Origin of the sequence: Burkholderia sp. Ac-20349 (genome assembly GCF_017104865.1) — a bacterium.
GTDB classification, from domain to species: domain Bacteria; phylum Pseudomonadota; class Gammaproteobacteria; order Burkholderiales; family Burkholderiaceae; genus Burkholderia; species Burkholderia aenigmatica.
Map to the genome: position 1 here is coordinate 16,017 of NZ_JAAGPM010000035.1, position 22,335 is coordinate 38,351.

General features: G+C 67.5%; 20 protein-coding genes. 9 read left to right on the forward strand and 11 right to left on the reverse strand.

The genetic code is table 11. The annotated features are described in order from the left end of the window. Positions 1-14: 14 nt before the first annotated feature. A complete protein-coding gene (locus G3N61_RS14180) occupies positions 15-1,229 on the forward strand; it encodes an MFS transporter (protein WP_089449998.1) in 1,215 nt (404 codons plus the stop codon). 66 nt (positions 1,230-1,295) lie between these two features. Here G3N61_RS14180 and G3N61_RS14185 read toward each other — a convergent pair whose 3' ends face one another. From G3N61_RS14185 to G3N61_RS14195, 3 genes are all read right to left on the reverse strand, one after another. Continuing rightward, positions 1,296-1,892 (reverse strand): RES family NAD+ phosphorylase, encoded by a 597-nt coding sequence (locus G3N61_RS14185; protein ID WP_043189365.1) that lies wholly within the window; start codon positions 1,890-1,892, stop codon positions 1,296-1,298. 10 nt (positions 1,893-1,902) lie between these two features. After that, positions 1,903-2,574, reverse strand: coding sequence for a hypothetical protein (locus G3N61_RS14190; protein ID WP_089449997.1), 672 nt, complete (start codon positions 2,572-2,574; stop codon positions 1,903-1,905). Positions 2,575-2,716: 142 nt separating this feature from the next. Continuing rightward, a complete protein-coding gene (locus G3N61_RS14195) occupies positions 2,717-3,607 on the reverse strand; it encodes an EamA family transporter (protein ID WP_043189370.1) in 891 nt (296 codons plus the stop codon). 136 nt (positions 3,608-3,743) lie between these two features. On the opposite strand from G3N61_RS14195, the gene G3N61_RS14200 reads away from it, so the two are divergent. Further along, positions 3,744-4,679, forward strand: a complete 936-nt coding sequence (locus G3N61_RS14200; RefSeq protein ID WP_043189372.1) for an AraC family transcriptional regulator — start codon at positions 3,744-3,746, stop codon at positions 4,677-4,679. A gap of 27 nt (positions 4,680-4,706) precedes the next feature. Here G3N61_RS14200 and G3N61_RS14205 read toward each other — a convergent pair whose 3' ends face one another. After that, positions 4,707-5,918: an alanine--glyoxylate aminotransferase family protein gene (locus G3N61_RS14205; RefSeq protein WP_089449996.1), complete on the reverse strand. Its 1,212-nt coding sequence runs from the start codon at positions 5,916-5,918 to the stop codon at positions 4,707-4,709. Between the two features lie 755 nt (positions 5,919-6,673). Between G3N61_RS14205 and G3N61_RS14210 the strand changes: the two genes are divergently transcribed. The 5 genes from G3N61_RS14210 (at position 6,674) to G3N61_RS14230 (ending at position 12,272) form a co-directional block, all read left to right on the forward strand. Further along, a complete protein-coding gene (locus G3N61_RS14210) occupies positions 6,674-7,657 on the forward strand; it encodes a LysR family transcriptional regulator (RefSeq protein WP_205822783.1) in 984 nt (327 codons plus the stop codon). A 30-nt stretch (positions 7,658-7,687) separates the two neighbouring features. Then, a complete protein-coding gene (locus tag G3N61_RS14215) occupies positions 7,688-8,686 on the forward strand; it encodes a 2-hydroxyacid dehydrogenase (protein ID WP_043189380.1) in 999 nt (332 codons plus the stop codon). A gap of 180 nt (positions 8,687-8,866) precedes the next feature. After that, complete coding sequence (gene bluB / locus G3N61_RS14220) at positions 8,867-9,610, forward strand: 5,6-dimethylbenzimidazole synthase (protein ID WP_205822784.1); 744 nt, start codon at positions 8,867-8,869, stop codon at positions 9,608-9,610. A gap of 238 nt (positions 9,611-9,848) precedes the next feature. Then, a complete protein-coding gene (locus tag G3N61_RS14225) occupies positions 9,849-11,018 on the forward strand; it encodes an MFS transporter (protein ID WP_043189386.1) in 1,170 nt (389 codons plus the stop codon). Between the two features lie 93 nt (positions 11,019-11,111). Continuing rightward, a complete protein-coding gene (locus G3N61_RS14230) occupies positions 11,112-12,272 on the forward strand; it encodes an MFS transporter (protein ID WP_089449992.1) in 1,161 nt (386 codons plus the stop codon). A gap of 114 nt (positions 12,273-12,386) precedes the next feature. Here G3N61_RS14230 and fahA read toward each other — a convergent pair whose 3' ends face one another. Further along, positions 12,387-13,691, reverse strand: coding sequence for a fumarylacetoacetase (gene fahA / locus G3N61_RS14235; protein WP_205822785.1), 1,305 nt, complete (start codon positions 13,689-13,691; stop codon positions 12,387-12,389). Between the two features lie 89 nt (positions 13,692-13,780). Between fahA and G3N61_RS14240 the strand changes: the two genes are divergently transcribed. Then, positions 13,781-14,866 carry an RNA-guided endonuclease TnpB family protein gene (locus tag G3N61_RS14240; RefSeq protein ID WP_205822786.1) on the forward strand — a complete coding sequence of 362 codons (1,086 nt, stop codon included), beginning with the start codon at positions 13,781-13,783 and terminating at the stop codon, positions 14,864-14,866. Here the strand turns inward: G3N61_RS14240 and hmgA are convergent. Genes hmgA through G3N61_RS14260 form a run of 4 tightly spaced genes read right to left on the reverse strand, consistent with a single transcriptional unit; the run spans position 14,847 to position 19,475 of the window. Beyond that, entirely contained in the window at positions 14,847-16,181 is a 1,335-nt protein-coding gene (gene hmgA, locus G3N61_RS14245) for a homogentisate 1,2-dioxygenase (protein ID WP_205822787.1), read from the reverse strand. The two genes, G3N61_RS14240 and hmgA, sit on opposite strands and share 20 nt — an antisense overlap. 15 nt (positions 16,182-16,196) lie before the next feature. After that, positions 16,197-17,558 carry an MFS transporter gene (locus G3N61_RS14250; protein ID WP_089449988.1) on the reverse strand — a complete coding sequence of 454 codons (1,362 nt, stop codon included), beginning with the start codon at positions 17,556-17,558 and terminating at the stop codon, positions 16,197-16,199. Further along, positions 17,555-17,785 carry a DUF2783 domain-containing protein gene (locus G3N61_RS14255; RefSeq protein ID WP_043189394.1) on the reverse strand — a complete coding sequence of 77 codons (231 nt, stop codon included), beginning with the start codon at positions 17,783-17,785 and terminating at the stop codon, positions 17,555-17,557. The genes G3N61_RS14250 and G3N61_RS14255 overlap by 4 nt, the downstream gene beginning before the upstream one ends. A gap of 28 nt (positions 17,786-17,813) precedes the next feature. Continuing rightward, on the reverse strand, positions 17,814-19,475 hold the full coding sequence (locus G3N61_RS14260; protein ID WP_205822788.1) for an FAD-dependent oxidoreductase: 1,662 nt from the start codon (positions 19,473-19,475) through the stop codon (positions 17,814-17,816). A gap of 364 nt (positions 19,476-19,839) precedes the next feature. Here G3N61_RS14260 and G3N61_RS14265 point away from each other — a divergent pair, with 364 nt between their 5' ends. Further along, complete coding sequence (locus G3N61_RS14265; RefSeq protein ID WP_089449986.1) at positions 19,840-20,643, forward strand: EAL domain-containing protein; 804 nt, start codon at positions 19,840-19,842, stop codon at positions 20,641-20,643. A gap of 164 nt (positions 20,644-20,807) precedes the next feature. On the opposite strand, the gene G3N61_RS14270 is transcribed toward G3N61_RS14265, so the two are convergent. Together G3N61_RS14270 and G3N61_RS14275 are read right to left on the reverse strand one after the other, a co-directional pair. Then, positions 20,808-21,218, reverse strand: coding sequence for a GFA family protein (locus tag G3N61_RS14270; RefSeq protein ID WP_205822789.1), 411 nt, complete (start codon positions 21,216-21,218; stop codon positions 20,808-20,810). 134 nt (positions 21,219-21,352) lie between these two features. Further along, a complete protein-coding gene (locus G3N61_RS14275) occupies positions 21,353-22,144 on the reverse strand; it encodes an IclR family transcriptional regulator (RefSeq protein WP_043189403.1) in 792 nt (263 codons plus the stop codon). Positions 22,145-22,335: the final 191 nt, after the last annotated feature.

Sequence of the window (22,335 nt, forward strand, 5' to 3'; positions counted from 1 at the left end):
TTCGTTCCGACCCCATGTCAACCGATTCCGCCACACCGCCGCGCAGCGGGTTCGCGGTCACGCTGCAAATCGTGTCCGTCGTCTGCTTCACGTTCATCTGCTACCTGACCATCGGCCTGCCGCTCGCGGTGCTGCCGGGCTTCGTCCATGACGACCTCGGTTTTTCCGCGATCGTCGCGGGCGGCGCGATCAGCGTCCAGTATTTCGCGACGCTCGCGTCGCGGCCGCTCGCCGGGCGCCTGGCCGATACGCTCGGCCCGAAGCAGACGGTGTCGCGCGGGCTGGTCGGTTGCGGTGTGTCGGGTGTGCTGCTGCTCGTCGCGCTGCTGCTCGCGCACTGGCCGGTCGCGAGCCTCGTGCTGCTGGTCGCGAGCCGGCTCGTGCTCGGCGTCGGCGAGAGCCTGTGCGGCACCGGCGCGATCCTGTGGGGCATCGGCCGGGTCGGCGTCACGCACAACGCGAAGGTGATCTCGTGGAACGGCATCGCGACCTACGGCGCGCTCGCGCTCGGCGCGCCGGTCGGCGTCGCGATCGCGCATACGCTGAATCCGGCGCTGATCGGCGTGATCGTGATCGCGCTGGCCGCGACCGGCTTCTACCTCGCGCGCCTGATCGCTCCCGTGCCGCTCGTGCACGGCGAGCGGATGTCGTATGCGAGCGTGTTCACGCGCGTGCTGCCGCACGGCCTCGGCCTCGCGCTCGGCTCGGCCGGCTTCGGCTCGATCGCGACCTTCGTCACGCTGTACTACGCGGCGCGCCACTGGCCGAACGCCGCGTTGTCGCTGACCGTGTTCGGTACGCTGTTCATCGGTGCGCGCCTGCTGTTCGCGAACACGATCAAGACCTACGGCGGCTTCCGCGTCGCGATCGTGTCGTTCGCATTCGAATGCTCGGGCCTCGTGCTGCTGTGGCTCGCGCCCGTGCCGCACGTCGCGCTCGTCGGCGCCGCGCTGACGGGCTTCGGCTTCGCGCTGATCTTCCCGGCGCTCGGCGTCGAGGCCGTCGCGCTCGTGCCGCCCGCAAGCCGCGGCGCGGCGCTGTCCGCGTATTCGGTGTTCCTCGACCTGTCGCTCGGCATCACGGGCCCGCTCGCCGGCTATGTCGCAGGCGCGTTCGGCTACCCGCAGGTGTTCCTGTTCGCGGCGGCGGCCGCCGCCGCGGGCGTCGCGCTGTCGATGGTGCTGTACCAGCGGCAGGCGCGGGTCGAAGGGAGCAGCGCGGCGGCCTGACGGAGCAAGGTTCGGCGGGCTCAAAGGGCGGGTACATCAGCCATCCGCCGGCCGCTGCGGCACAGACTAGCGCGGCAGAATGTTGAATTCGCGCAGCACGCGGGCGGCTTCCGGATGATGGCGAAACGGCACTGCAGCCGCGCGTTCAAGCTTGGACGCGGCGCGATCGAACAGGACAAGCGCTTCCGACGTGTTGAGGTGCCTCGACATGTACAGGAAGCCGTCGACCCGCTGGTCGTGCCGGTGCACGGCGGCGGACCATTGTTGCGGGATGTCGTAGGGCACGACGGTCGACAGCGACCCGTCTCCGCCAAGATTCTTCAGCGGCAGACCGTGCAGGACGGCCACGTTCAGTGGCGAACCCGTAAAGGACAGCACGTAGCGCTCCAATTCCGCCGTCACGAGCGGGAACCCGCCGAGTTCGAGATCCGCGACTTCGTCGTGCAGCACCGTCTCTGCAAACGCGCAATGCAGGTCGAAGCCGAAATAGCAGGTACCGAACCTGCCCCGCTTGCGCGGATCGTCGAACCGGTTACCACCCGACCTGCCGAAGTAGGGCTCGCCGGTGTCGTAGCGTGAAATACGGAGCAGCGTGGCAGGCGCGACTTCTTTCGTCGTCAGCGTTGCATGCGCGAAATGCCTGCCCGGCGCCGCCAGCGTCAACCGCGCGCTCCTAGCGTTCCGCGAAGGCTGCCGCCGCGCGCTCCACCCGCTCGACCTGCCCTTGCGACAATGCTTTCAGCGGCGTGACGTTACCGAGCGAAGCCTTCGGTGTCGTAAAAAACTGCCACTTGCTCCAGCCCGGCAGGCTGCCCAGTTGTTGCGTCACCTTGCCCAGCGTCTTGCGATCGATGTCGCCTGCCAGATAGAAGGCCGGATAGTATGGCGCGGCCCCGACGTCCACCGTGAAAATCCGCCCCGACACGAGCGCCTTGTTGAGCGCCTGCCGGGTAATGCCCAGCCCCGCCCAGAGTTCGGCGGCCGGCAACAACCTGCCGGCGGCAACCAGCGCCTGCCGCTCGGACAACGCAATCCGCTCGACCTCGGAAAGCACGGCGCCCTCGTACGCGGCCGGCTTCGGATTCGGCTTCGCGCGGCCGGGCGCTTTCCTGTCGCGGGTCGCCGCGGCGGCGATCCCGAAAGTGACGACACCAGCAAGATCGATGACCTGAGCGATACCGACCTTGAACAGATGGCCCAGTTGCGCGTCGGACAGCTCGAGCAATGCTCGGGCCTTGTCCGGCCCGAGCATGGTCGCTGCGCCGACGGCGCAGCGCAGCGCCACTTCGGTATCCACATCGAGGATGACATCGGCGCCCTCGAGCGCTTGCGCATGCCGACCCATCATCGCCTCCGTTCACGATCAGGATGAAGGATAGGTCAGCCTCGCAACCAAGTCAACCGCGTCAACCTTTCTGCGTACCCAAGACTGCCAGCACTGGGCGGACAACCGATGCATCGGCCCCCCGCAGACAGCCGCCTCCCGGTCAGGCCGTGCGCAGAAACAACCGCCGCGTCAGGTCGAATGCGACCAGATTGCCGGCCACCACCAGCAGCAGCCCGACCACCGCGAGCGGCGACCACTGGTAGCCCTCGAACACGGTCGACACGGCCAGCGCGACGATCGGGAACAGCACCGTGCAGTACGCGGCACGCTCCGGCCCGATCCGGCCGACCAGGGTCAGATACGCGGTAAAGCCGATCACCGAGCCTGGCACGGCCAGGTAGACGAGCGCGCCGAGATAGCGCGGGCTCGTGTCGAGCGTGAACGGCAATCCGGCCACCGCGCTGCCGACGGTCAGGATCGTGGCGCCGATCAGCATCGCCCAGCCGTTGGTCACGAGCGGGTGCAGCCCCATCGACTGCATCCGGCTCGACAGCAGGTTGCCGGCCGAGAAGCACATCGTGCCCGCGAACGCGATCGCGAGCCCCGTCCAGGTTGCGTGGTCGTCGAGATGGCCGGCCATCTGCTGCCAGAACAGGCATGCGATGCCGGCGAGCCCGAGCAGCGCACCGGCGATCGCCGACGGCCGCAGCGGACGGCCCATGAACAGCCGGCCGTTGATCGAGTTCAACAGCGGCGCGGTCGAGAAAATCACCGCGACGAGGCCGCTCGGCACGACCTGCTCCGAGTAGTAGAAGCACAGGAAATTCAGGCAGAACAGCGCGAAGCCCTGCGCCAGCAGGAAGCGCCACGCTTCGCGCGGCGGGCGCACCGGCCGGCGCATCACGCGCAGCAGCGCGAACAGCACGGCGGCCGCGAGCCAGAAGCGCCATGCGATCGACACGGGCGGCGGCACGGAGCCGAGCTGCCACTTGATCGCGATCCAGGTGGTGCCCCAGATCAGCACGGTGACGAAATAAAGCGACAGGTTCATGGCGGCAACGATCCGAAAAAACAGGTGAAACGGATCCCGACTATGCCGCCGCCCGGCGCGCGCCGATTGTCCGGAATTGCGGTCTTTTTCGGGTCGCCGCACGCGGCGCCGCGCACCCGCTTATACTCGGCCCATCATGAGCCTCTCCCTGTCCGCCCCGCCCGTCGATCACCCCGCCGCCCTCGCCGGCGGCGATCTGCCGTTCGGCCTGCAGTCGGTCTGCCGCACGCTCGCCGACGCGAACGCGACGCTCGAGCGCTTCGCGTGGCTCGGCGACCATCTCGCGATCGCCGAATGGACGCGGATCACCGACGAAAGCGAGACAGTCTACGAACAGCCCGGCCACCATACGCTGTCGTGCTACCTCGACGGCGGCTACCGGACGGAACGCCAGCGCGTGCCGCGCTACGGCGCGCCGAGCCTGCTGTGCGCGCTGCCGGGCGACCATGAATCGCGCTGGTGGGTGCGCGGCGAGATGCACTTCATCCACCTGTATTTCCTGCCCGAACACTTCACGCAGCGCGCGATCCGCGAACTCGACCGCGAGCCGCGCGAGCTGAAGCTCGCCGACCGCACCTACTTCGAGGATGCGCGCGTCGCGACGCTGCTGCGTTCGCTCGCGCTGGACGGCTGGGACGATGCCGACGAACGGCTGCGCGTGAACGAGACCGCGCACGAGGTACTGAGCCTGCTGCTGCGCGGACAGAGCACGACGCGCACCGACACGTCGTTCCGCGGCGGGCTCGCGCCGGCCGTGCGCCGCCGTGTGCGCGACTACATCGACACCTACCTGACGCAACCGCTGACGCTCGGCGAACTCGCCGACGTTGCCGCGCTGTCCGAGTACCACTTCTCGCGGATGTTCCGGCTGTCGTTCGGCCGCGCACCGCACGCGTGGGTGGCCGAGCAACGGCTGGCGCGAGCGCGCGAGTTGCTGCGCACGACGGCGCTGCCGCTCGCGCAGATCGCGGCCGACTGCGGCTATGCGAACGCCGGCCACTTCAGCCATCGCTTTCGCGACGCGCACGGCACGACGCCGAATACGTACCGGCGCGCGATGCAGGGCCGCTGAGCGCGGCCCCTCTCGTCGTTTCGCGGCTTACGCGCCGCGCTGCGACAGTTCCTGTTCAAGCGCCGCGACACCGGCCGGCAGATCGACCGGCACCTTCAGGTCGACCATCGTGCGGCCGAACGCGTGCAGCGTGCGGAACAGGTTGTGTTCGCGGCACTGCTCGCCCATCTGGCCGATCCGCACGATCGGCAACCCGAACGAGCCCGAAATCTCGACCTGGTACTGCTTCGAGATATGGCCGCAGACCATCCCGGGCGTCAGCCCCTCGGGCGTCTCGATCCCGACCACCGAATTGAGCCGGCAGTCCTTCGGCGCATAGAGCTTGAGCCCCATCGCCTCAACGCCCGCCTGCAGCGCGAGCGAGCAGCGCAGGTGGCGTGCGAAGCGGCTTTCGAGCGTTTCCGCGCAAACGAGCCGCAGCGCCTCGTGCAGCGCGAGCACGCCCGACACCGGCGCCGTGTAGTGATAGCCCGCGTTGTGCCAGAAGTTTTCCGCGAGCGCCATGTCGAGACACCAGTGCGCATTCGGCTCGGGGCGCTGCTTCATCCGGTCCCAGGCGGCGTCGGAGAACGCGATCAGCGACACGCCCGGGATCGACGACAGCCCCTTCTGCCCGCCGGTAATCACCGCGTCGATGCCCCACGCGTCCATTTCGAGCGGCATCGTCGACAGCGTACACACCGCATCGACGACCACCAGCGCACCGGCCGCCTTCGCGAGCGCCGCGATGTCGCGCAGGTCGCGGTTCCACACGGTGTTCGACGTCTCGCCCTGCACGATCGTGACGATCTCGGGCCGCTCGCGGGCGATCGCGTCGGCAATCTCGTCGAGACTCGCGACCGCGCGGTCGGCCACTTCGAGCGTCGAGACGTCGGCGCCGACGCGCGTGGCCATCTCGGCCATCCGCGCGCTGAAGAAGCCGTTGCGGATCGACAGCACGCGCGTCCCGCGCCACGCGAGGTTCGAGATCGCCATTTCCATGGCGGCCGAACCGGGGCCCGCGACGCCGAGCACCCACTTCGTGCGGGTCTGGAACACGTAGCGCGCCATCTCCTTCACCTGCTCGATGATCTTCGCCATCGTCGCGCCGAGATGGTTGATCACGATCGTGTTCGCCTTCGCGACGGCGGCCGGGATCGGAACCGGGCCGGCCCCCATCATCAGCAGCGGTTCTTCGGGCAGGATCGCGTCGAGCGGCACGACGACGGGACAGGGAATCGGCGAGTAATCGATGGACATGGCTGGTAAAAAGTGAGGAAAGGAAGTGCACGGGCGCCCGCCGCACGACATGGCGAACTGATCGATCATTCCGCGTTCCGCCGCCTCGCGCAAGAGGCACCCGCGGCCGGACAGCGCAACGGTGGCCCGGTCGCCGCACCGGGCCAGCCGGCCGCGCGCGGGTCGCACGCCAATCATCCGGATTGAAAAAAGATTGCCGGCCGGGTTGTGAAACGGTTCCATTCGTGCAGCAAGCACACGATTTACTCCGTCAATAACAGCGCGATTCGCCGAGATCGCCGGTTCAGCGCGACTTTGTATCGAGCGAAATAGACCGGATCCACGATAAAAATCGCCGAACGGAATCCGATACGAAAAATCCGCGCACGGGCGAAAAACATCCATTATTCCGGCATGTATTAGGGATCGCTTCCCGTCAATACCGGAACAAGTCTGCCACTCTGGATTGCAACCTATTGATTAACATACGAAATATTCGATACCTCCATGGTTATTCGAATACCCCGCCGTCTTTGAACGGCAGACGTGCGAGACAGCGCCGGGTTTAGCGCGTTACCCCCGAATTCGATTTTTCGCAACCCGCCCCTTTTCTCAGGTTGACGGATATCGCTTCCGTATTGAACAATCGTCTGCGGAATCGAAAAAAGCGATTTTTCGATACGAGGGAGAACTGGGTGTCGCGCGATGCGCTTTCGGGGTTGCGCGACGAAAAACCACAACCATAATCAATCAACCGGGCCAGAAATACGCAAGCCATGAACCAGATTCAGACCATGCGTGTATTCGTCTGCGTCGCCGAGCAGCAGAGCTTCCGGCGCGCGGCGCACCATCTCGGCGTGTCCAATGCACTCGTCACGCGTTCGATCGCGATGCTCGAGGGCCACCTGAACACACGGCTGATCCATCGCACCACGCGCAACCTGTCGCTCACCGAGGCCGGCGTGCGCTACCTCGACGGGTGTCGCGCGCTGCTCGAGGAATTCGACCACCTCGAATCGTCCGTCGCGCATGCCGTGCGCGAACCGGCCGGCACGCTGCGCGTCGTCGCGTCGGGCCTGCTGTCGCCGCTTGCGCTGACGCCGCTCGTCAGCAGCTTCCGGCATCGCTACCCCGAATTGCGTGTGCAACTGACCGTCGCCGAGGGGCCGCTCGACGTGCTCGATTCGGGTTACGACGTCGGCATCGTCACCGGCAACCGGCTCGACGGCAACCCGACGCTGGTCGGCCACGCGCTCGCGCCGAACCCGTTCGTCGCAGTCGCGGCACCGGCCTATCTCGAGCGACGCGGCGAGCCCCGCGTGCCCGACGACCTGCCGGGCCACGACTGGGTCACGCTCGCGCCGCACCAGCATGCGCCCGCGTGGCAACTGGTCGGCCACGACGGCATCGCGCATTCCGTCACGGTGCGCCCGGCCTGCACGGTCAACCAGCTCGCGCTCGTCCAGGCGGCCGCCGTGGCCGGTGCCGGCATCGCGGTGCTGCCCGAGCCGTGCGTCGCCAGCGCGCTCGCAAACGGCACGCTCGTGCGGCTGATGGCCGGCTACCGGATCGACGATCCCGACACGCAGTTGTCGCTCGTCTACCCGAACCGCCAGTACGTGCCCGCCCGGACGCGCAGCTTCGTCGAGCACGCGCTCGATCACTTCAGCGCGCAGCCAGCCCGCGAACGCACCGACTACGGCTTCCTGCTGCCGCCGCGCGGGCCCGAGCGCGCCGACATCGTCACGGGCCTGCAGTAAACTGCGCGCGTCAGCCATCGGAGGTGCAGCGTGCGCGTGATCCTGTTCAGCAGCCGGCAGTACGACGACGATTCGTTTGCTGCCGCCAACCGGCGGTTCGGCTATCGGCTGCACTTCCAGCCGTCGCACCTCGACGCGGAAACCGCGATCCTCGCGCATGGCTATGACGTCGTCTGCCCGTTCGTCAACGACACCGTCGACGCGGCCGTGCTCGAACGGCTCGCGGACGGCGGCACGCGCCTGATCGCGCTGCGCTCGGCGGGCTTCAACCATGTCGACCTGGCCGCCGCCGAGCGGCTCGGCATCACGGTCGTGCGCGTGCCCGCCTATTCGCCGCACGCGGTGGCCGAGCACGCGGTCGCGCTGATCCTCGCGCTCAACCGCCGCCTGCCGCGCGCCGTCGCGCGCACCCGCGAAGGCGACTTCTCGCTGAACGGCCTGCTCGGCTTCGACCTGCACGGCAAGACCGTCGGCGTGATCGGCACCGGCATCATCGGCAGCGTGTTCGCGAAAATCATGATGGGCTTCGGGATGCATGTGCTCGCGCACTCGGTGCCGCCGTACAACGACGAGCTGATCGCGTTCGGCGCGCGCTATGTCGAGCTCGACGAGTTGCTGCACCACGCCGACATCGTCAGCCTGCACTGCCCGTTGCTGCCGTCGACGCACCATCTGATCAACGAACGGACGCTCGCGCGGATGAAGCACGGCGCGATGCTGATCAACACCGGGCGCGGCGGCCTCGTCGATGCGCAGGCGCTGGTCGACGCGCTCAAGAGCGGTCAGCTCGGCCATCTCGGGCTCGACGTGTACGAAGAGGAAAGCGGGCTCTTCTTCGAGGATCACTCCGACCTGCCGCTGCAGGACGACGTGCTCGCGCGCCTGCTGACGTTCCCGAACGTGATCGTCACGTCGCACCAGGCATTCTTCACGCGCGAGGCGCTCGCCGAGATCGCGCACACCACATTGCTGAACATCGAGGCGTGGCATGCGGGCACGCCGCAGAACGTCGTGACGGCGAATCGCTGACAAATCGACGAAATCGGCCCATTTCATGGTGACCGGCGCCATCGCAATCGTTTGCTTTTGATCGACACTGAAAATGCGATCTTTTGCATCAACAATTTCGTGCTTTGTTTCGACTGATGTAACGATTCCCGCGCGCCGTCTGCTATCGTTGCGCCGACGTTATCCCGCCCCCGCCTGCTCATGCGTTTCGACGACTCCGACATCGCCGCCGTCTACCGTGCCATTTTCGAACGGCGCGACATGCGCCACTTCACGCCGGCCCCCGTCGATCCGGCCGTGCTCGCACGGTTGCTGCGCGCGGCGCATCACGCGCCGAGCGTCGGCTTCATGCAGCCGTGGCGCTTCATCCGCATCACCGATCCCGCGCTGCGGACCGCGATCCATGCGCTGGTCGAGGCCGAGCGCCGCGCGACCGCCGACGCACTCGGCGAGCGCCAGGACGAGTTCATGCGATTGAAGGTCGAAGGCGTGCGCGAATGCGGCGAGCTGCTGGTCGTCGCGCTCGCCGACGGCCGCGAGCGCCACGTGTTCGGCCGCCGCACGTTACCGGAGATGGATCTCGCGTCCGCCGCGTGCGCGATCCAGAACATGTGGCTCGCAGCCCGCGCCGAAGGGCTCGGAATGGGCTGGGTATCGCTGTTCGATGTCGACGCGCTGCGCGCGCTGCTGCGGATGCCCGACGGTGCGAAGCCGATCGCCGTGCTGTGCGTCGGGCACGTCGACGCGTTCTACGCGAAGCCGATGCTCGAGCAGGAGCGTTGGGCTGCGCGGATGCCGATCGAAGCGTGCCTGTTCGAAAACGGCTGGGACGATCCGGCCGCGAGCGATGCCGCCGGCTCGCCGTCGTCGCCCGTGGATGCCGACGCGGACGCAGCAGGCGCCTCACCCACCCGTGTCGACGGATCCCCCGAGCGCACCGCCTGACGACCACCCCGCCGCCGTCATCGCTCCGCCCCCGACACATTCGCCGCCGCAAACCGCGTCGAATCCCACACTGTGAGCGTCTCGCGCACTGCCCCGTCGCACGCCGGCAACATCCGTTTTGGCCCCAAGCATAGGGGTTTTCACTGAAGTAGAATCGCGGCTGTCGTTCGCCTTACCGTCCGCCCGTCCCGCGCATCCCGCGCCCGCCCGAGCGGCGGCTTTTCCCGAGCCTACCGCGATGCCCTTACCTCTTTTCGCCCTCGCCGTCGCCGCATTTGGAATCGGTACCACCGAGTTCGTGATCATGGGGCTGCTGCCCAATGTCGCGCGCGACCTCGGCGTGTCGATCCCGGCCGCCGGGATGCTCGTGTCCGGCTATGCGCTCGGCGTGACGATCGGTGCGCCGATCCTCGCGATCGTCACCGCGAAGATGCCGCGCAAGCGTGCGCTGATGGGCCTGATCGGGCTGTTCATCGCGGGCAACCTGTTCTGCGCGATCGCACCGGGCTATGCGGTGCTGATGGCCGCGCGCGTCGTCACCGCGTTCTGCCACGGCGCGTTCTTCGGGATCGGCTCGGTGGTCGCGAGCAATCTCGTCGCGCCGAACCGTCGCGCGCAGGCGATCGCGCTGATGTTCACCGGCCTCACCCTCGCGAACGTGCTCGGCGTGCCGCTCGGCACCGCGCTCGGCCAGGCGTTCGGCTGGCGCGCGACGTTCTGGGCCGTCACCGGCATCGGCATTGCCGCGGCCGCCGCGCTCGCCGTCTGCCTGCCGAAGAACCTCGCGATGCCCGACACCAGCATCACGCGCGAATTCAGCGTGCTGAAGCATCCGCAGGTGCTGATGGTGCTCGGCATCAGCGTGCTCGCATCGGCCAGCCTGTTCAGCGTGTTCACGTACATCACGCCGATCCTCGAGGACGTGACGGGCTTCTCGCCACGCCAGGTCACTTACGTGCTGCTGCTGTTCGGCCTCGGCCTGACGGTCGGCGGCACGCTCGGCGGCAAGCTCGCCGACTGGCGCCGGATGCCGTCGCTGATCGCGACGCTCGCCTTGATCGGCGTGATCCTCGCGCTGTTCGCGGGCACGATGCACCTGCCGTTCGCCGCGCTCGCGACGATCTTCGTGTGGGGCATCCTCGCGTTCGCGATCGTGCCGCCGCTGCAGATCCTGATCGTCGACCGCGCCAGCGACGCGCCGAACCTCGCGTCGACGCTGAACCAGGGCGCGTTCAACCTCGGCAACGCAACCGGCGCGTGGCTCGGCGGGATGGCGATCGGCTCCGGCATGTCGCTCGTGAACCTGCCGTGGGTCGGCGTCGCAATGGCCGTCGCGGCACTCGCGCTCACGCTGTGGTCGGCGTCGCTCGAACGCCGCCCGGTGGCCGTGCCGACCGAATACGTGTAACGCAACCCTGTTGAAATCGTTGCGTACACAACTCCACTCGAAGCTGATGGCCTTCATGGACCTTTCAAGGTCCGAGGTGTAGCATCGCGCCCGATGAAAGCCATTCTTAATCGCGATTTCCTCGCCCTCATTCTGAGCGTCGCGGTCGTCGGTCTCGGCACCGGCGCCACGCTGCCGCTCACCGCGCTCGCGCTGACCGAAGCCGGGCACGGCACCAACGTCGTCGGCATGCTGACGGCCGCGCAGGCCCTCGGCGGCCTTGCGATCGTCCCGTTCGTCACCGCGCTCGCACGACACATCGGCTCGCGCCGCGCGATCGTCGTGTCGGTCGTGCTGCTCGCGGCCGCCACCGCGCTGATGCAGTTCACGTCGAACCTGATTCTGTGGGGCGCGCTGCGCGTGCTGTGCGGCGCGGCGCTGATGCTGCTGTTTACGATCGGCGAAGCGTGGGTCAACCAGCTCGCCGACGATTCGACGCGCGGCCGCGTCGTCGCGATCTACGCGACCAACTTCACGCTGTTCCAGATGGCGGGCCCCGTGCTCGTGAGCCAGATCGCGGGCGCGACGAGCATCCGCTTCGCGCTGTGCGGCGCGCTGTTCCTGCTCGCGCTGCCGACGCTCGCGACGATCCGTCGCGCGCCGCTCGCCGGCGACGACGCGCATCACGCGCAGCACGATCACTGGCTCGCCGTGCTGCCGCGCATGCCCGCGCTGATCATCGGCACCGGCTTCTTCGCGCTGTTCGATACGCTCGCGCTGTCGCTGCTGCCGCTCTACGCGATGGATCACGGCGTCGCGAGTGCCACGGCCGTGCTGCTCGCGTCGATCATGCTGTTCGGCGATACCGCGATGCAGTTCCCGATCGGCTGGCTCGCGGACAAGCTCGGCCGCGAACGCGTGCATCTCGGCGCAGGCTGGATCGTGCTCGCGGGCCTGCCGCTGCTGCCGTTCGTGATCGCGAATCCGTGGCTGTGCTGGCCGCTGCTGTTCGTGCTCGGCGCGGCGGCCGGCAGCATCTATACGCTGTCGCTCGTCGCGTGCGGCCAACGCTTCCGCGGTGCGGCGCTCGTCACCGCAAGCTCGCTCGTGTCGGCATCGTGGAGCGCCGCGAGTTTCGGCGGCCCGCTGGTCGCCGGTGCGCTGATGGAGCAACTGGGCAGCAACGCGCTGGTCGGCGTGCTGGTCGTCTGCGTCGCGGCGTTCGTCGCGGCCGCGCTGTGGGAACGTCGCGCCGCGTTGCAACGCGCGGTCTGACGCCGGCGCGAGCACGCCACCGCGCGCCGCCCTTCCACTGAATACGCCGACTTCGAAACGACGACGGCCCGCGCAATGCGGGCCGTCTTGCTCATGCTCGCGCCACGTTGCGCGTTACGCCTTCAACGCCGGCAGGATCGTGCCGACACACGCGCCGAAGCCGACGCGATAGCCGTCGCCCTGGCACCAGCCGGCGAGCGTGAGCTCGTCGCCGTCCTCGATGAACGCGCGGCTGCGGCCGCCGTTCAGCGTGACCGGCTCCTTGCCGTTCCACGTCAGTTCGAGCAGGCTGCCGAACGAATCCTTCGTCGGCCCGCTGATCGTGCCCGAACCCATCAGGTCGCCCACTCGCGTGTTGCAGCCCGCGACCGTGTGATGCGCGAGCTGCTGCGCCATCGTCCAGTACATGTGCTTGAAGTTCGTGCGGCAGATCGAGGTTGCTTCGGCCGCCCCTTCCTCGCGCAGCGTCACTTCGAGCGCGATGTCGAACGCATGCTTGCCTGCGTGCTGCAGGTACGCGAGCGGCTGCGGCGATTGCTCCGGCTGCGCAGTGCGGAACGGTTCGAGCGCGTCGAGCGTGACGATCCACGGCGAGATCGTCGTCGCGAACGTCTTCGCGTTGAACGGGCCGAGCGGCACGTATTCCCATTGCTGGATGTCGCGCGCGCTCCAGTCGTTCAGCAGCACCATCCCGAAGATATGCGCTTCCGCGTCCTCGCACGCGATCGGCTCGCCGAGCGCGTTGCCCTTGCCGACGATGAAGCCCGTCTCGAGTTCGATGTCGAGCTTGCGGCATGCGCCGAACACCGGACGCTCCTGGTCGGGCAGCTTCAGTTGCCCGTTCGGACGCCGCACCGGCGTGCCGCTCACGACCACCGACGACGCGCGGCCGTTGTAGCCGATCGGCATCTCCGACCAGTTCGGCAGCAGTGCATTCTTCGGATCACGGAACATCGAGCCGACGTTGGTCGCGTGCTCCTTCGACGAATAGAAGTCGGTATAGCCGGGAATGTCGACCGGCAGATGCAGCGTCGCGTCGCGCTGCGCGACGAGCACCTGCGCGCGCAGCGCCGTATCGTCGCGCAACCGGGCGTTGTCGCGCGAAAACAAATCAGACAGCTGCACGCGCACGCTGCGCCATGCGTCGCGGCCCAGTGCGATGAACGGGTTGAGCGTCGGCGCGGCGAACGCATCGGCGCCGGCCGGCAGCGTCACGAGGCCCGCGCGCGCGAGCGCCGCGAGATCGACGATCTGGTCGCCGAGTGCCACGCCTGCACGGCGCGACGCTTGCTTCGCATCGCTGAAGATCCCGAACGGCAGGTTCTGGATCGGGAAATCGCAGGCGGGATCGTTCGCCGTCCCGACCCAACTCTTGCGAGCCGGGTCGAGCGTCGCGCGCCAGTCTTGGGTATCGCTCATCAGATGCTCCGAAAAATCCCGTCCTTCAGGGCGGGGAGGGAAAGAGTGCCGTTGACAGGCAGCTTCTTCCAGGGGTTAGCATCACCGGTATGATTCTTGTCTACCGCTACCGAGTGAAGTCGCTCAACGGACTGCTTAACAAGCAGAGCCGTGCGGTGAACTACGTCTGGAACTTCTGCAACGACACGCAGAAACACGCGCTCAAGTGGAGCAAGAAGTGGCCAACAGGATTCGATCTGAATGGACTGACGAGCGGCGGCAGCAAGGAGCTCGGCATCCACTCCGGTACGATCAACGCAACTTGCGAGCAGTACGCGCAATCGCGCAGCCAGCACCGACGCCCTTACCTGCGCTATCGCGGTAAGAGATCGCTCGGCTGGGTGCCGCTGAAGGGACGCGACTTGAAGCGCGAGGGTGATGCCTTTCGCTTTGCCGGCAACACCTTTCGCGTGTTCAACAGCCGCCCGCTTCCCGAAGGCAAGATCAAGGACGGAACCAGCTTTGCGCAGGACGCGCGCGGCAACTGGTTTCTCAACATCGTGATCGAGGTGCCGGATATTCAGGCCCGCCCGATCCGTTCCGGTGTCGGAATTGATCTCGGCCTGAAAGACTTCGCCACACTTTCGACCGGCGAGAAGCTGCCTAACGATCGGTTCGGCCGATGCGCGGCCGAGAAGCTCGCGAAAGCGCAACGGGCGCGCAAACACAAGAGGCATATCGCGAAGTTGCACGCGAAGGTCGCGAACGCCCGAGCCGATTTCCAGCACAAGCTCGCACTCGATCTGGTGCGACGCTTTGATTACATCGCGGTCGGCAACGTGTCGGCCGCCAAGCTTGCCAGAACCAGGATGGCGAAGAGCGTGTACGACGCATCCTGGTCGTCCTTCCGAAGCAAACTCCGTTACAAGGCGATCGCGCACGGAGCCACGTTCGAGGAAGTCGACGAAAGCGGTTCTACCCAGTCCTGTTCGGCGTGCGGGTCGAAAGACAGCACGACGCGGCCGAAAGGTATCGCAGGACTGCGAATAAGAGAGTGGGCCTGCGATGGCTGTGGTGTCGTGCATGATCGTGATATCAACGCTGCGCTGAACATTCTCCGATGCGGACGTGCATCGCCAGTCGTGGGAATCGCCCCCCGTTCGGGAGGCGAGGACGTCAACGTTGCTCCGGGTTGAAATGTTTCTTGATGCCTTGCCAGCATTCGAAGTAGTCGGCCTGCAGCTGCGCGGTGTCGAGCGCGTAGCGCGTCGGCCGGATCAGCGTGCGGGTTTCGAACATGAACGCCATCGTCGCGTCGACCTTGTGCGGCTTCGTCGTGTCGCTCGCGGACGCCTTCTCGAACGTATCCGCGTCGGGCCCGTGGCCCGACATGCAGTTGTGCAGACTCGCGCCGCCCGGCACGAAGCCTTCGGCCTTCGCGTCGTACGCGCCGTGCACGAGCCCCATGAACTCGCTCGCGACGTTGCGGTGGAACCAGGGCGGGCGGAACGTATCCTCGGCTGCGAGCCAGCGCGGCGGGAAGATCACGAAGTCGATCGTGTCGACACCCGGCGTATCGCTCTGCGACTGCAGCACCAGGAAGATCGACGGATCGGGATGGTCGTAGCTGATCGAGCCGATCGTGTTGAACAGGCGCAGGTCGTACTTGTACGGCGCGTAGTTGCCGTGCCATGCGACGACGTCGAGCGGCGAATGGCCGATGTCCGCGCGCCACAGGCGGCCGTTCAGCTTCGCGATCAGCTCGAACGCGCCTTCGCGGTCTTCGTACGCGGCTTGCGGCGTCAGGAAGTCGCGCGGGTTCGCGAGACCGTTCGAGCCGATCGGGCCGAGATCCGGCAGGCGCAGTTGCGCGCCGAAGTTTTCGCAGATGTAGCCGCGTGCGTCGCCGTCCGGCAGCGCGACGGAAAAACGCACGCCGCGCGGGATCACCGCGATCTCGAACGGCTCGACGTCGAGCCGACCGAATTCGGTCGCAATGAACAACCGCCCCTGCTGCGGCACGATCAGCAGTTCGCCGTCCGCGCTGTAGAAGAAGCGATCCTGCATCGAGCGATTCGCGGCATACAGGTGGATCGCGCAACCGTTCATCGCGGCGGCCGACCCGTTGCCGGCCATCGTCACGAGACCGTCGACGAAATCGGTCGGATCGACCGGCATCGGCAGCGGATCCCAGCGCAGCTGGTTCGGCGACGTCGGCGGCACGTCGACCGAATCGCCGAATTCCGACACGAGCTGCTGCGGGCCCGCGTACGGCTCGAACGGCCGGTGTACGGCCGCCGGGCGGATGCGGTACAGCCACGAGCGGCGGTTGTGGCCGCGCGGCGCGGTGAACGCGGTGCCCGACAGTTGCTCCGCATACAGCCCGTACGGCGCGCGCTGCGGCGAGTTGCGGCCGTGCGGCAACGCGCCGGGCAGTGCCTCGGTCGCGAATTCGTTCGCGAAACCGCTCAGGTAGCCGGCGGTCGCCGGTTTCGACAGGTCAAGCGTCATCGTTTCCTTTCTCCCTCAATTCATCGCAGCGTTCGGCGCCTGCGCGCCGTTGCGCCGCGTCACACCGGCAAGCCCGAGGACGAACAGCGCCGAGCACAGCACGGGCACCGCGGCCGCGTGGAACAGCGCACCGTTCGACCAGTTGAGCGCAATCAGTTGTCCGCCGACGAGCGGCCCGAGCACCGAGCCGATCCGGCCGATGCCGAGGCTCCAGCCGATGCCCGTCGAGCGCAGCGACGTCGGGTAATACTGGCCCGCGAGCGCGTTGACGGCCGGCTGCCCGCCGACCACGCAGAACCCGCCCGCGAACACCACCACCAGCAGCCACGGCAGCGCATGCGCGACCGAGCCGATCAACCCCACCGACACGGCCGCGCACGCGAAGCATGCGAACAGCACGCGCACGAAGCCGTGGCGTTCGATGAACCAGCCGAGCGACAGCGTGCCGACCACGCCGCCCGTCTGCAGCACCGTGCCGACGATCACCGCCGTGCCGGGCGAATAGCCCGCGTCGCGCATCACGGTCGGCAGCCAGTTCGACAGGAAGTACAGATCGATCAGGTTCATGAAGCTGATCGCCCACAGCAGCAGCGTGACCGGCAGGCGCCCATGGCTGAACAGCTCGGCGACCGGTGCGCCGGTCGCGGCGCGCTCGCGCACGACGAGCCGCGTATTCGCATCGATGCCGGCCTGCGGCGCGAAATGCGCGAGCCAGTCGCGCGCCTGCGCGACGCGCCCTTTCAGCACCAGGAACTGCAGCGACTCGGGCAGCCGCGCGACCATCGCGACCGTCAGCACGAGCGGCACCGCGCCGCCGACGAAGAACACCGACCGCCAGCCGAGGGCCGGAATCAGCGCGGCGCTGATGAAGCCGCCGAGCGCCGCGCCGAGCGTGAAGCCGCACGACACGATCATCATCCGCTTCACGCGATGCGCAGCCGGGCTGAACTCGCCGACCAGCGCCATCGCATTCGGCATGATGCAGCCGAGGCCGAGGCCCGTGACGAAGCGCAGCGCCATCAGCACCGGGATCGAGCCCGCGAACGGCGTCGCGAGCATCGTCACCGCGAAGAACAGCGTCGAGCCGATCAGCACCGGGCGCCGCCCGATCCGGTCGGCCAGCACCGACAGCCCGAGCGCGCCCAGCAGCATCCCGAACAGGCTCGCGCTGAACACGGGCCCAAGCGCCTGCTTCGGCACGCCCCATTCGGCAATCACGCTCGGCGCGACGTAGCCCATCGCCTGCGCATCGAAACCGTCGATCACGAGGCACAGCCCGCACAACACGAGCAACATCCAGTGAAAGCCCGGGCGATGGGTATCGTCGATCACGCACTCGACTTCGAGCACGCGTGCGTCGGCCGGAGCCGCACTCATTGCGCGACCTCGGCAGCCGGATGCACGGGCGGCGTCACGCCCTGCCGCGCGAGCGTCATCGCTTCGCGCAGCACGTCGGCGTCGCCGATCTGGTTCGCGAGCAGCAGGATCAGCTTCGCGTTGACGAGCTGGCTGTCGGCGTCGGACAGGTCGCGATGCATGTCGATCAGCGCTTCGTAGAACGCGTCCGGGTCGGCCAGGCGCGGGCGGGTGTCGAGTGAGGGCATGACGGAGTCTCCGGTGTCTTTATCGTTTTCAGCGTGCGCAGGTCGCGCGTGCCAGGGCGTCGGCAAGCGCCTGACGGTCGAGCGCGCGCGTGCGGGCGCAGACATGCTGGTCGGGGCGCAGCAGGTAGAACGTGCCGGGCTTCGCGTCGTAGCGTTGCGCGGCAAAGCCGTCGACGTCCTCCACGACGACGACACCCGCGATCGGCTGCGCGTGCCCGGCCGGCACGACGAGCACGGGCCGCACCGGCAGCGCGAGGCCGTCGAGCGCCTGCGCAAGCGCGGCCGCGTCGCCCGGCAACCCGAACAGCACGCCGGTGAAGCCGCTGCCCAGATGCTGCAGCAACCAGCCCGACGCGCCCTGCGTCCGCACCGGCGCATCGGCTGCCGCGGCACCCGGCCGCATCGCGCCCGCGAAGGTGTCGCCGTGGCGGTCCGGCGTGTTCAGCGGCGAATCGGCCAGCACCGCCGGCACCGACAGGCGGCCGCTGTTCACGAGCTTGCGCGCGAATTCGCAGTCGCGCGCGAGCTTCAGCGTCGCGTCGCGGAACACGCGCGACACCGGGCTCTTCGGCGTGATGAAGTCGGTCGAGCGCGTCGAGTTGCGGATGTTCTCGTCGGCCGCGAACTCGCGCTCGCTCGCATACGTGTCGAGCAGGCTGTCGGCCGAACGGCCGTCGAGCACGAGCTTCAGCTTCCACGCGAGGTTGTCCGCATCCTGCACGCCGCTGTTCGCACCGCGCGCGCCGAACGGCGACACGCCGTGCGCGGAATCGCCGGCGAACAGCACGCGGCCGTGACGGAACGACTCCATCCGCTGGCAGCGGAACGTATAGACGCTCACCCATTCGAGCTCGAACTCGACGTCCGGCCCGAGCAGCGCGCGCACGCGCGGGATCACGCGTTCCGGCTGCTTCTCGGCGACGGGGTCGGCATCCCAGCCGAGCTGGAAGTCGATGCGCCACACGTTGTCGGGCTGGCGATGCAGCAGCACCGACTGATTGGGATGGAACGGCGGATCGAACCAGAACCAGCGCTCGGTCGGAAACTCCGCCTTCATCTTCACGTCGGCGATCAGGAAGCGGTCCTTGAACGTGCGGCCGTGGCTTTCGAGGCCCATCATCGTGCGCATCGGGCTGCGCGAGCCGTCGGCCGCGATCACGTACTGCGCGCGCAGCGTCGCGATACCTTCCGGCGTTTCGATCGTCAGCACCGCGTGTTCGGCCGACTGGTCGATGCCCGTCACCTTGTGCTTCCAGCGGATGTCGATGTTCGGCAGCTCGAACGCGCGGTCGGCCAGATAGCCTTCGACGTAGTACTGCTGCAGGTTGATGAACGCGGGGCGCGCATGCCCTTCCTCGGGCAGCAGGTCGAACGCGTACAGCTGCTCGTCCTGCAGAAACACCTTGCCGACGTGCCAGCTCACGCCCTTGTCGACGAAGCGCTCGCCGCAGCCGAGCCGGTCGAAGATCTCGAGCGTGCGCTTCGCGAAGCAGATCGCGCGCGAGCCGGTCGACAGCGTGTCGTCGTCGTCGAGCAGCACGACGGGCACGCCCTGCTGCGCGAGGTCGATCGCGGCCGCGAGGCCCACCGGGCCCGCGCCGACGACGATCACCGGGTGAACGGCGGTGTCCTGCGCACGCGCGCGGTATTCGAACTTCAGCGTCTGGTAATCGATGCTCATGGTCGCCATCCGCCCCTCAACCCTGCCGGGCGCACGCCGGCCCGCCCGTCATCCCGTCCGTCGCCTGCCGGCGCGCCGCGCCGCCGTCCCGCGTGCCATTCCTGTCAACCGCCACGTCTCGCTCCTTGCTTCCTGTTGATTCGTGAACGGCGCCGTTTCGCGGCGCCCGCATGCCGCATTTCTTGATCGGCGACAAATCTTGGATTTACGAATAGTAAAACCAATTACGAATAGTGAAATCAACGTAAACCCTAGGCGAAGCATCGAGGACGGGATAACCATATGAACGAAACGCCAAGCCGAGCTTGGCCGGCGCTGCTAATATCAAGCTACGAGGCGGCCCGTTCGGCCGCCGTTTTTCCTTCTTACGCCGATGATTCCGCCCACCATTCCCGAGCTGGTCGCCCGTGCGGGGCAACTGCCGTATCTGCGGGATCACCTCACGCTCGCCGATGGCGGCACCGCCAGCGCGAACCTGCCTGAGCGCACGCTCGGCAGCGCCTACGAACCGATCTACGACGTGACGATGCCGGGTGCGCCGCAATCGACGTCGTTCGCCGACGCAATCGAGCGCTACGGCGACGAGCTCGGGTTCCAGGCCGTCACCGTCGTCACGGGCGCGCCGCACGATCCGGTCGACTCGGCCGTCGACGACCAGACGCTCGTGGCGATCGACCGCCTGTCGCGCACGTTGCACTCGATCAACTTCTTCGGCGCGCAGCGCCACGGGCTGCTGTTCCTGCGCGTGCACGAACGGCTGCTGAAGAGCGTGAAGTACGACCACGGCAAGCATTTCTCGTCGGTGCTGCAGCGTTTCGGGCTGCCGAGCGAGCGGATCGTGATCGAGCTGCCGGCGGTCGCGGTCGCGCACAAGACCTTCCTCGGCTACCTGACGCGCAGCTACCAGCATCACGGCTTCAAGGTCGCGGACAAGCTGCCCGACCCGGGCCGCATCCTCGCGGTCGAATCGGAGATGGCGCGCCCCGACTACATCAAGATGGATGCGGGCATCGCGTTGCGCGACGGGATGGTCAAGGCGCTCGTCGCGTATGCGCAGCGCGTGCGGATTCCGCTGATCTTCGACGGCGTCGTCGACGAAACGCAGTGCGAGCTGCTGCGCCAGCACGACGTGCGGTTCATGCAAGGGCCCGTGTTTGCGAAGGTCGTGACGGCGTGAGTGGATGAGGTGGCCGGCACACCCGATGTGGGGCGCGGGTGATGTGACGGGAGGATCGGGTCGCCTGGCTTGACCGGCCGTCCGATGTCCGGCGGGTTGTTGCCGACCTCGCTGAAAGACCGGCTTCGTGGGCGCCCTTCGCTTCCGGCGTCGGCGGTTACCGCTTATACCCTTCCGCCGTCGTCATACTTGGGCAGATCGTCGTCGATCTCGATGCCCGGATAGCGATCCCCGTACCAGACATGCCAGGCCGGACGCAGCCGCGCCGGCTCATCGAGCGTCGCGCAATTGATCTCGACGGTTTTAGGTGTATCGCTGAGCCGGTATTCGAGCTGCGCGCCGCAGCGGCCACAGAAGCGTCGCTCACCCCACGCGCTCGACGCGTAGACCGTCGGCTCACCTTGCAGGTAAGCGAACGCGTCGATCGGCACCGATGCCGACGCGACGACCGCCGCGCCGGTCGTACGCTGGCAAAGCCGGCAGTGGCAAAAACCGGCGTCGACCGGAACATGGGCGATCCGGTACCGGATCGCACCACATGCGCATCCGCCTTCCATCGGTTCTGCGTGAGACATGGCCAGCCTCTTCGTCGGTGAGTGGGCGAACGATCATGCGCGCGGTTCGCCTGCGGCACAACCGCCGGCGACGGTGCCACCCTCGCCCGTGACCGTCCGGACCGACGACGGCCCCGTACCGCGCGCCGCCGTGCTCAGGCCGTCTGCCCGAGCCGTTGCGCGAGCGTCTTCAACTTCGGTCCAATCTGCGTCCGGAACACGTCCTCGTCCATTGACGACGCGGGGCCACTGCAGCTCAGGATCAGCCAGCGCCCCTCGCGCGGCTCGCGAAACGGTACGGCCGCCGCGTTGACGTCCATGTGCCACGCCCGGAACGAATAACAGCAACCGCCTGCCGAGAACTCGGCCACCGCGTGCTGCGCGGCGGCGACGAGCGCATCGGCGTCGGCCGCGCCGCCGGCCGCGCGATGCAGCTCCGCATAGAGCGCGCGGCGCACGTCCTCCGGCTGCACGGCCAGGTACGCGCGCCCCATCGAGCTCGTCAGCATCGACAGCCGCGAACCGGGCGCGAGCCCGAGCGTCAGCGCGGTCTCGCTGCGGATCGTCTCCAGATAGATCATGTCGAGCCCGTCGCGACAGCCGAGCGACACGGCCGCGCCGATGTCGCGCGCGAGCGCCTGCATGTGCGGCCGCGCGAGGTCGATCGTCCCCGAACCCGACAGCAGCGCGTAGCCGAGCGACAGCACGCCGGCGTCGAGCGCATACTTTCCGAGCGTCTCGTCGTAGCGCAGGTAGCCAAGCACGGTCAGCGTGTAGGCGAGCCGGTTCACGGTCGCCTTCGGCAGCCCCGTGCGCTCCGCGAAGTCGCGGTTGCCGAGCATCGTCTCGCCCGGCCGGAATGCGCGCAGCAGGTCAAGCCCGCGCGCGAGCGCGACGACGAACTTGCGTTCGTCGATCGTGGTTTCGTCGATGGTTGAAAGTGTCATCTGGTGCTACACTGGGTTCGATTTGCAAAACATTGTTCCGCACAGCGGAACTTGAGTCAAGCGAACTTTAGGCATGGGGCCCGGCCGGAAACCCGGGGCCGACCGCAAAGCATGGGACCCGAGTAAGCGCTGAAGCGCCAACTCGGGCCGACCGCAAAGCATGGGACCCGAGTAAGCGCTGAAGCGCCAAC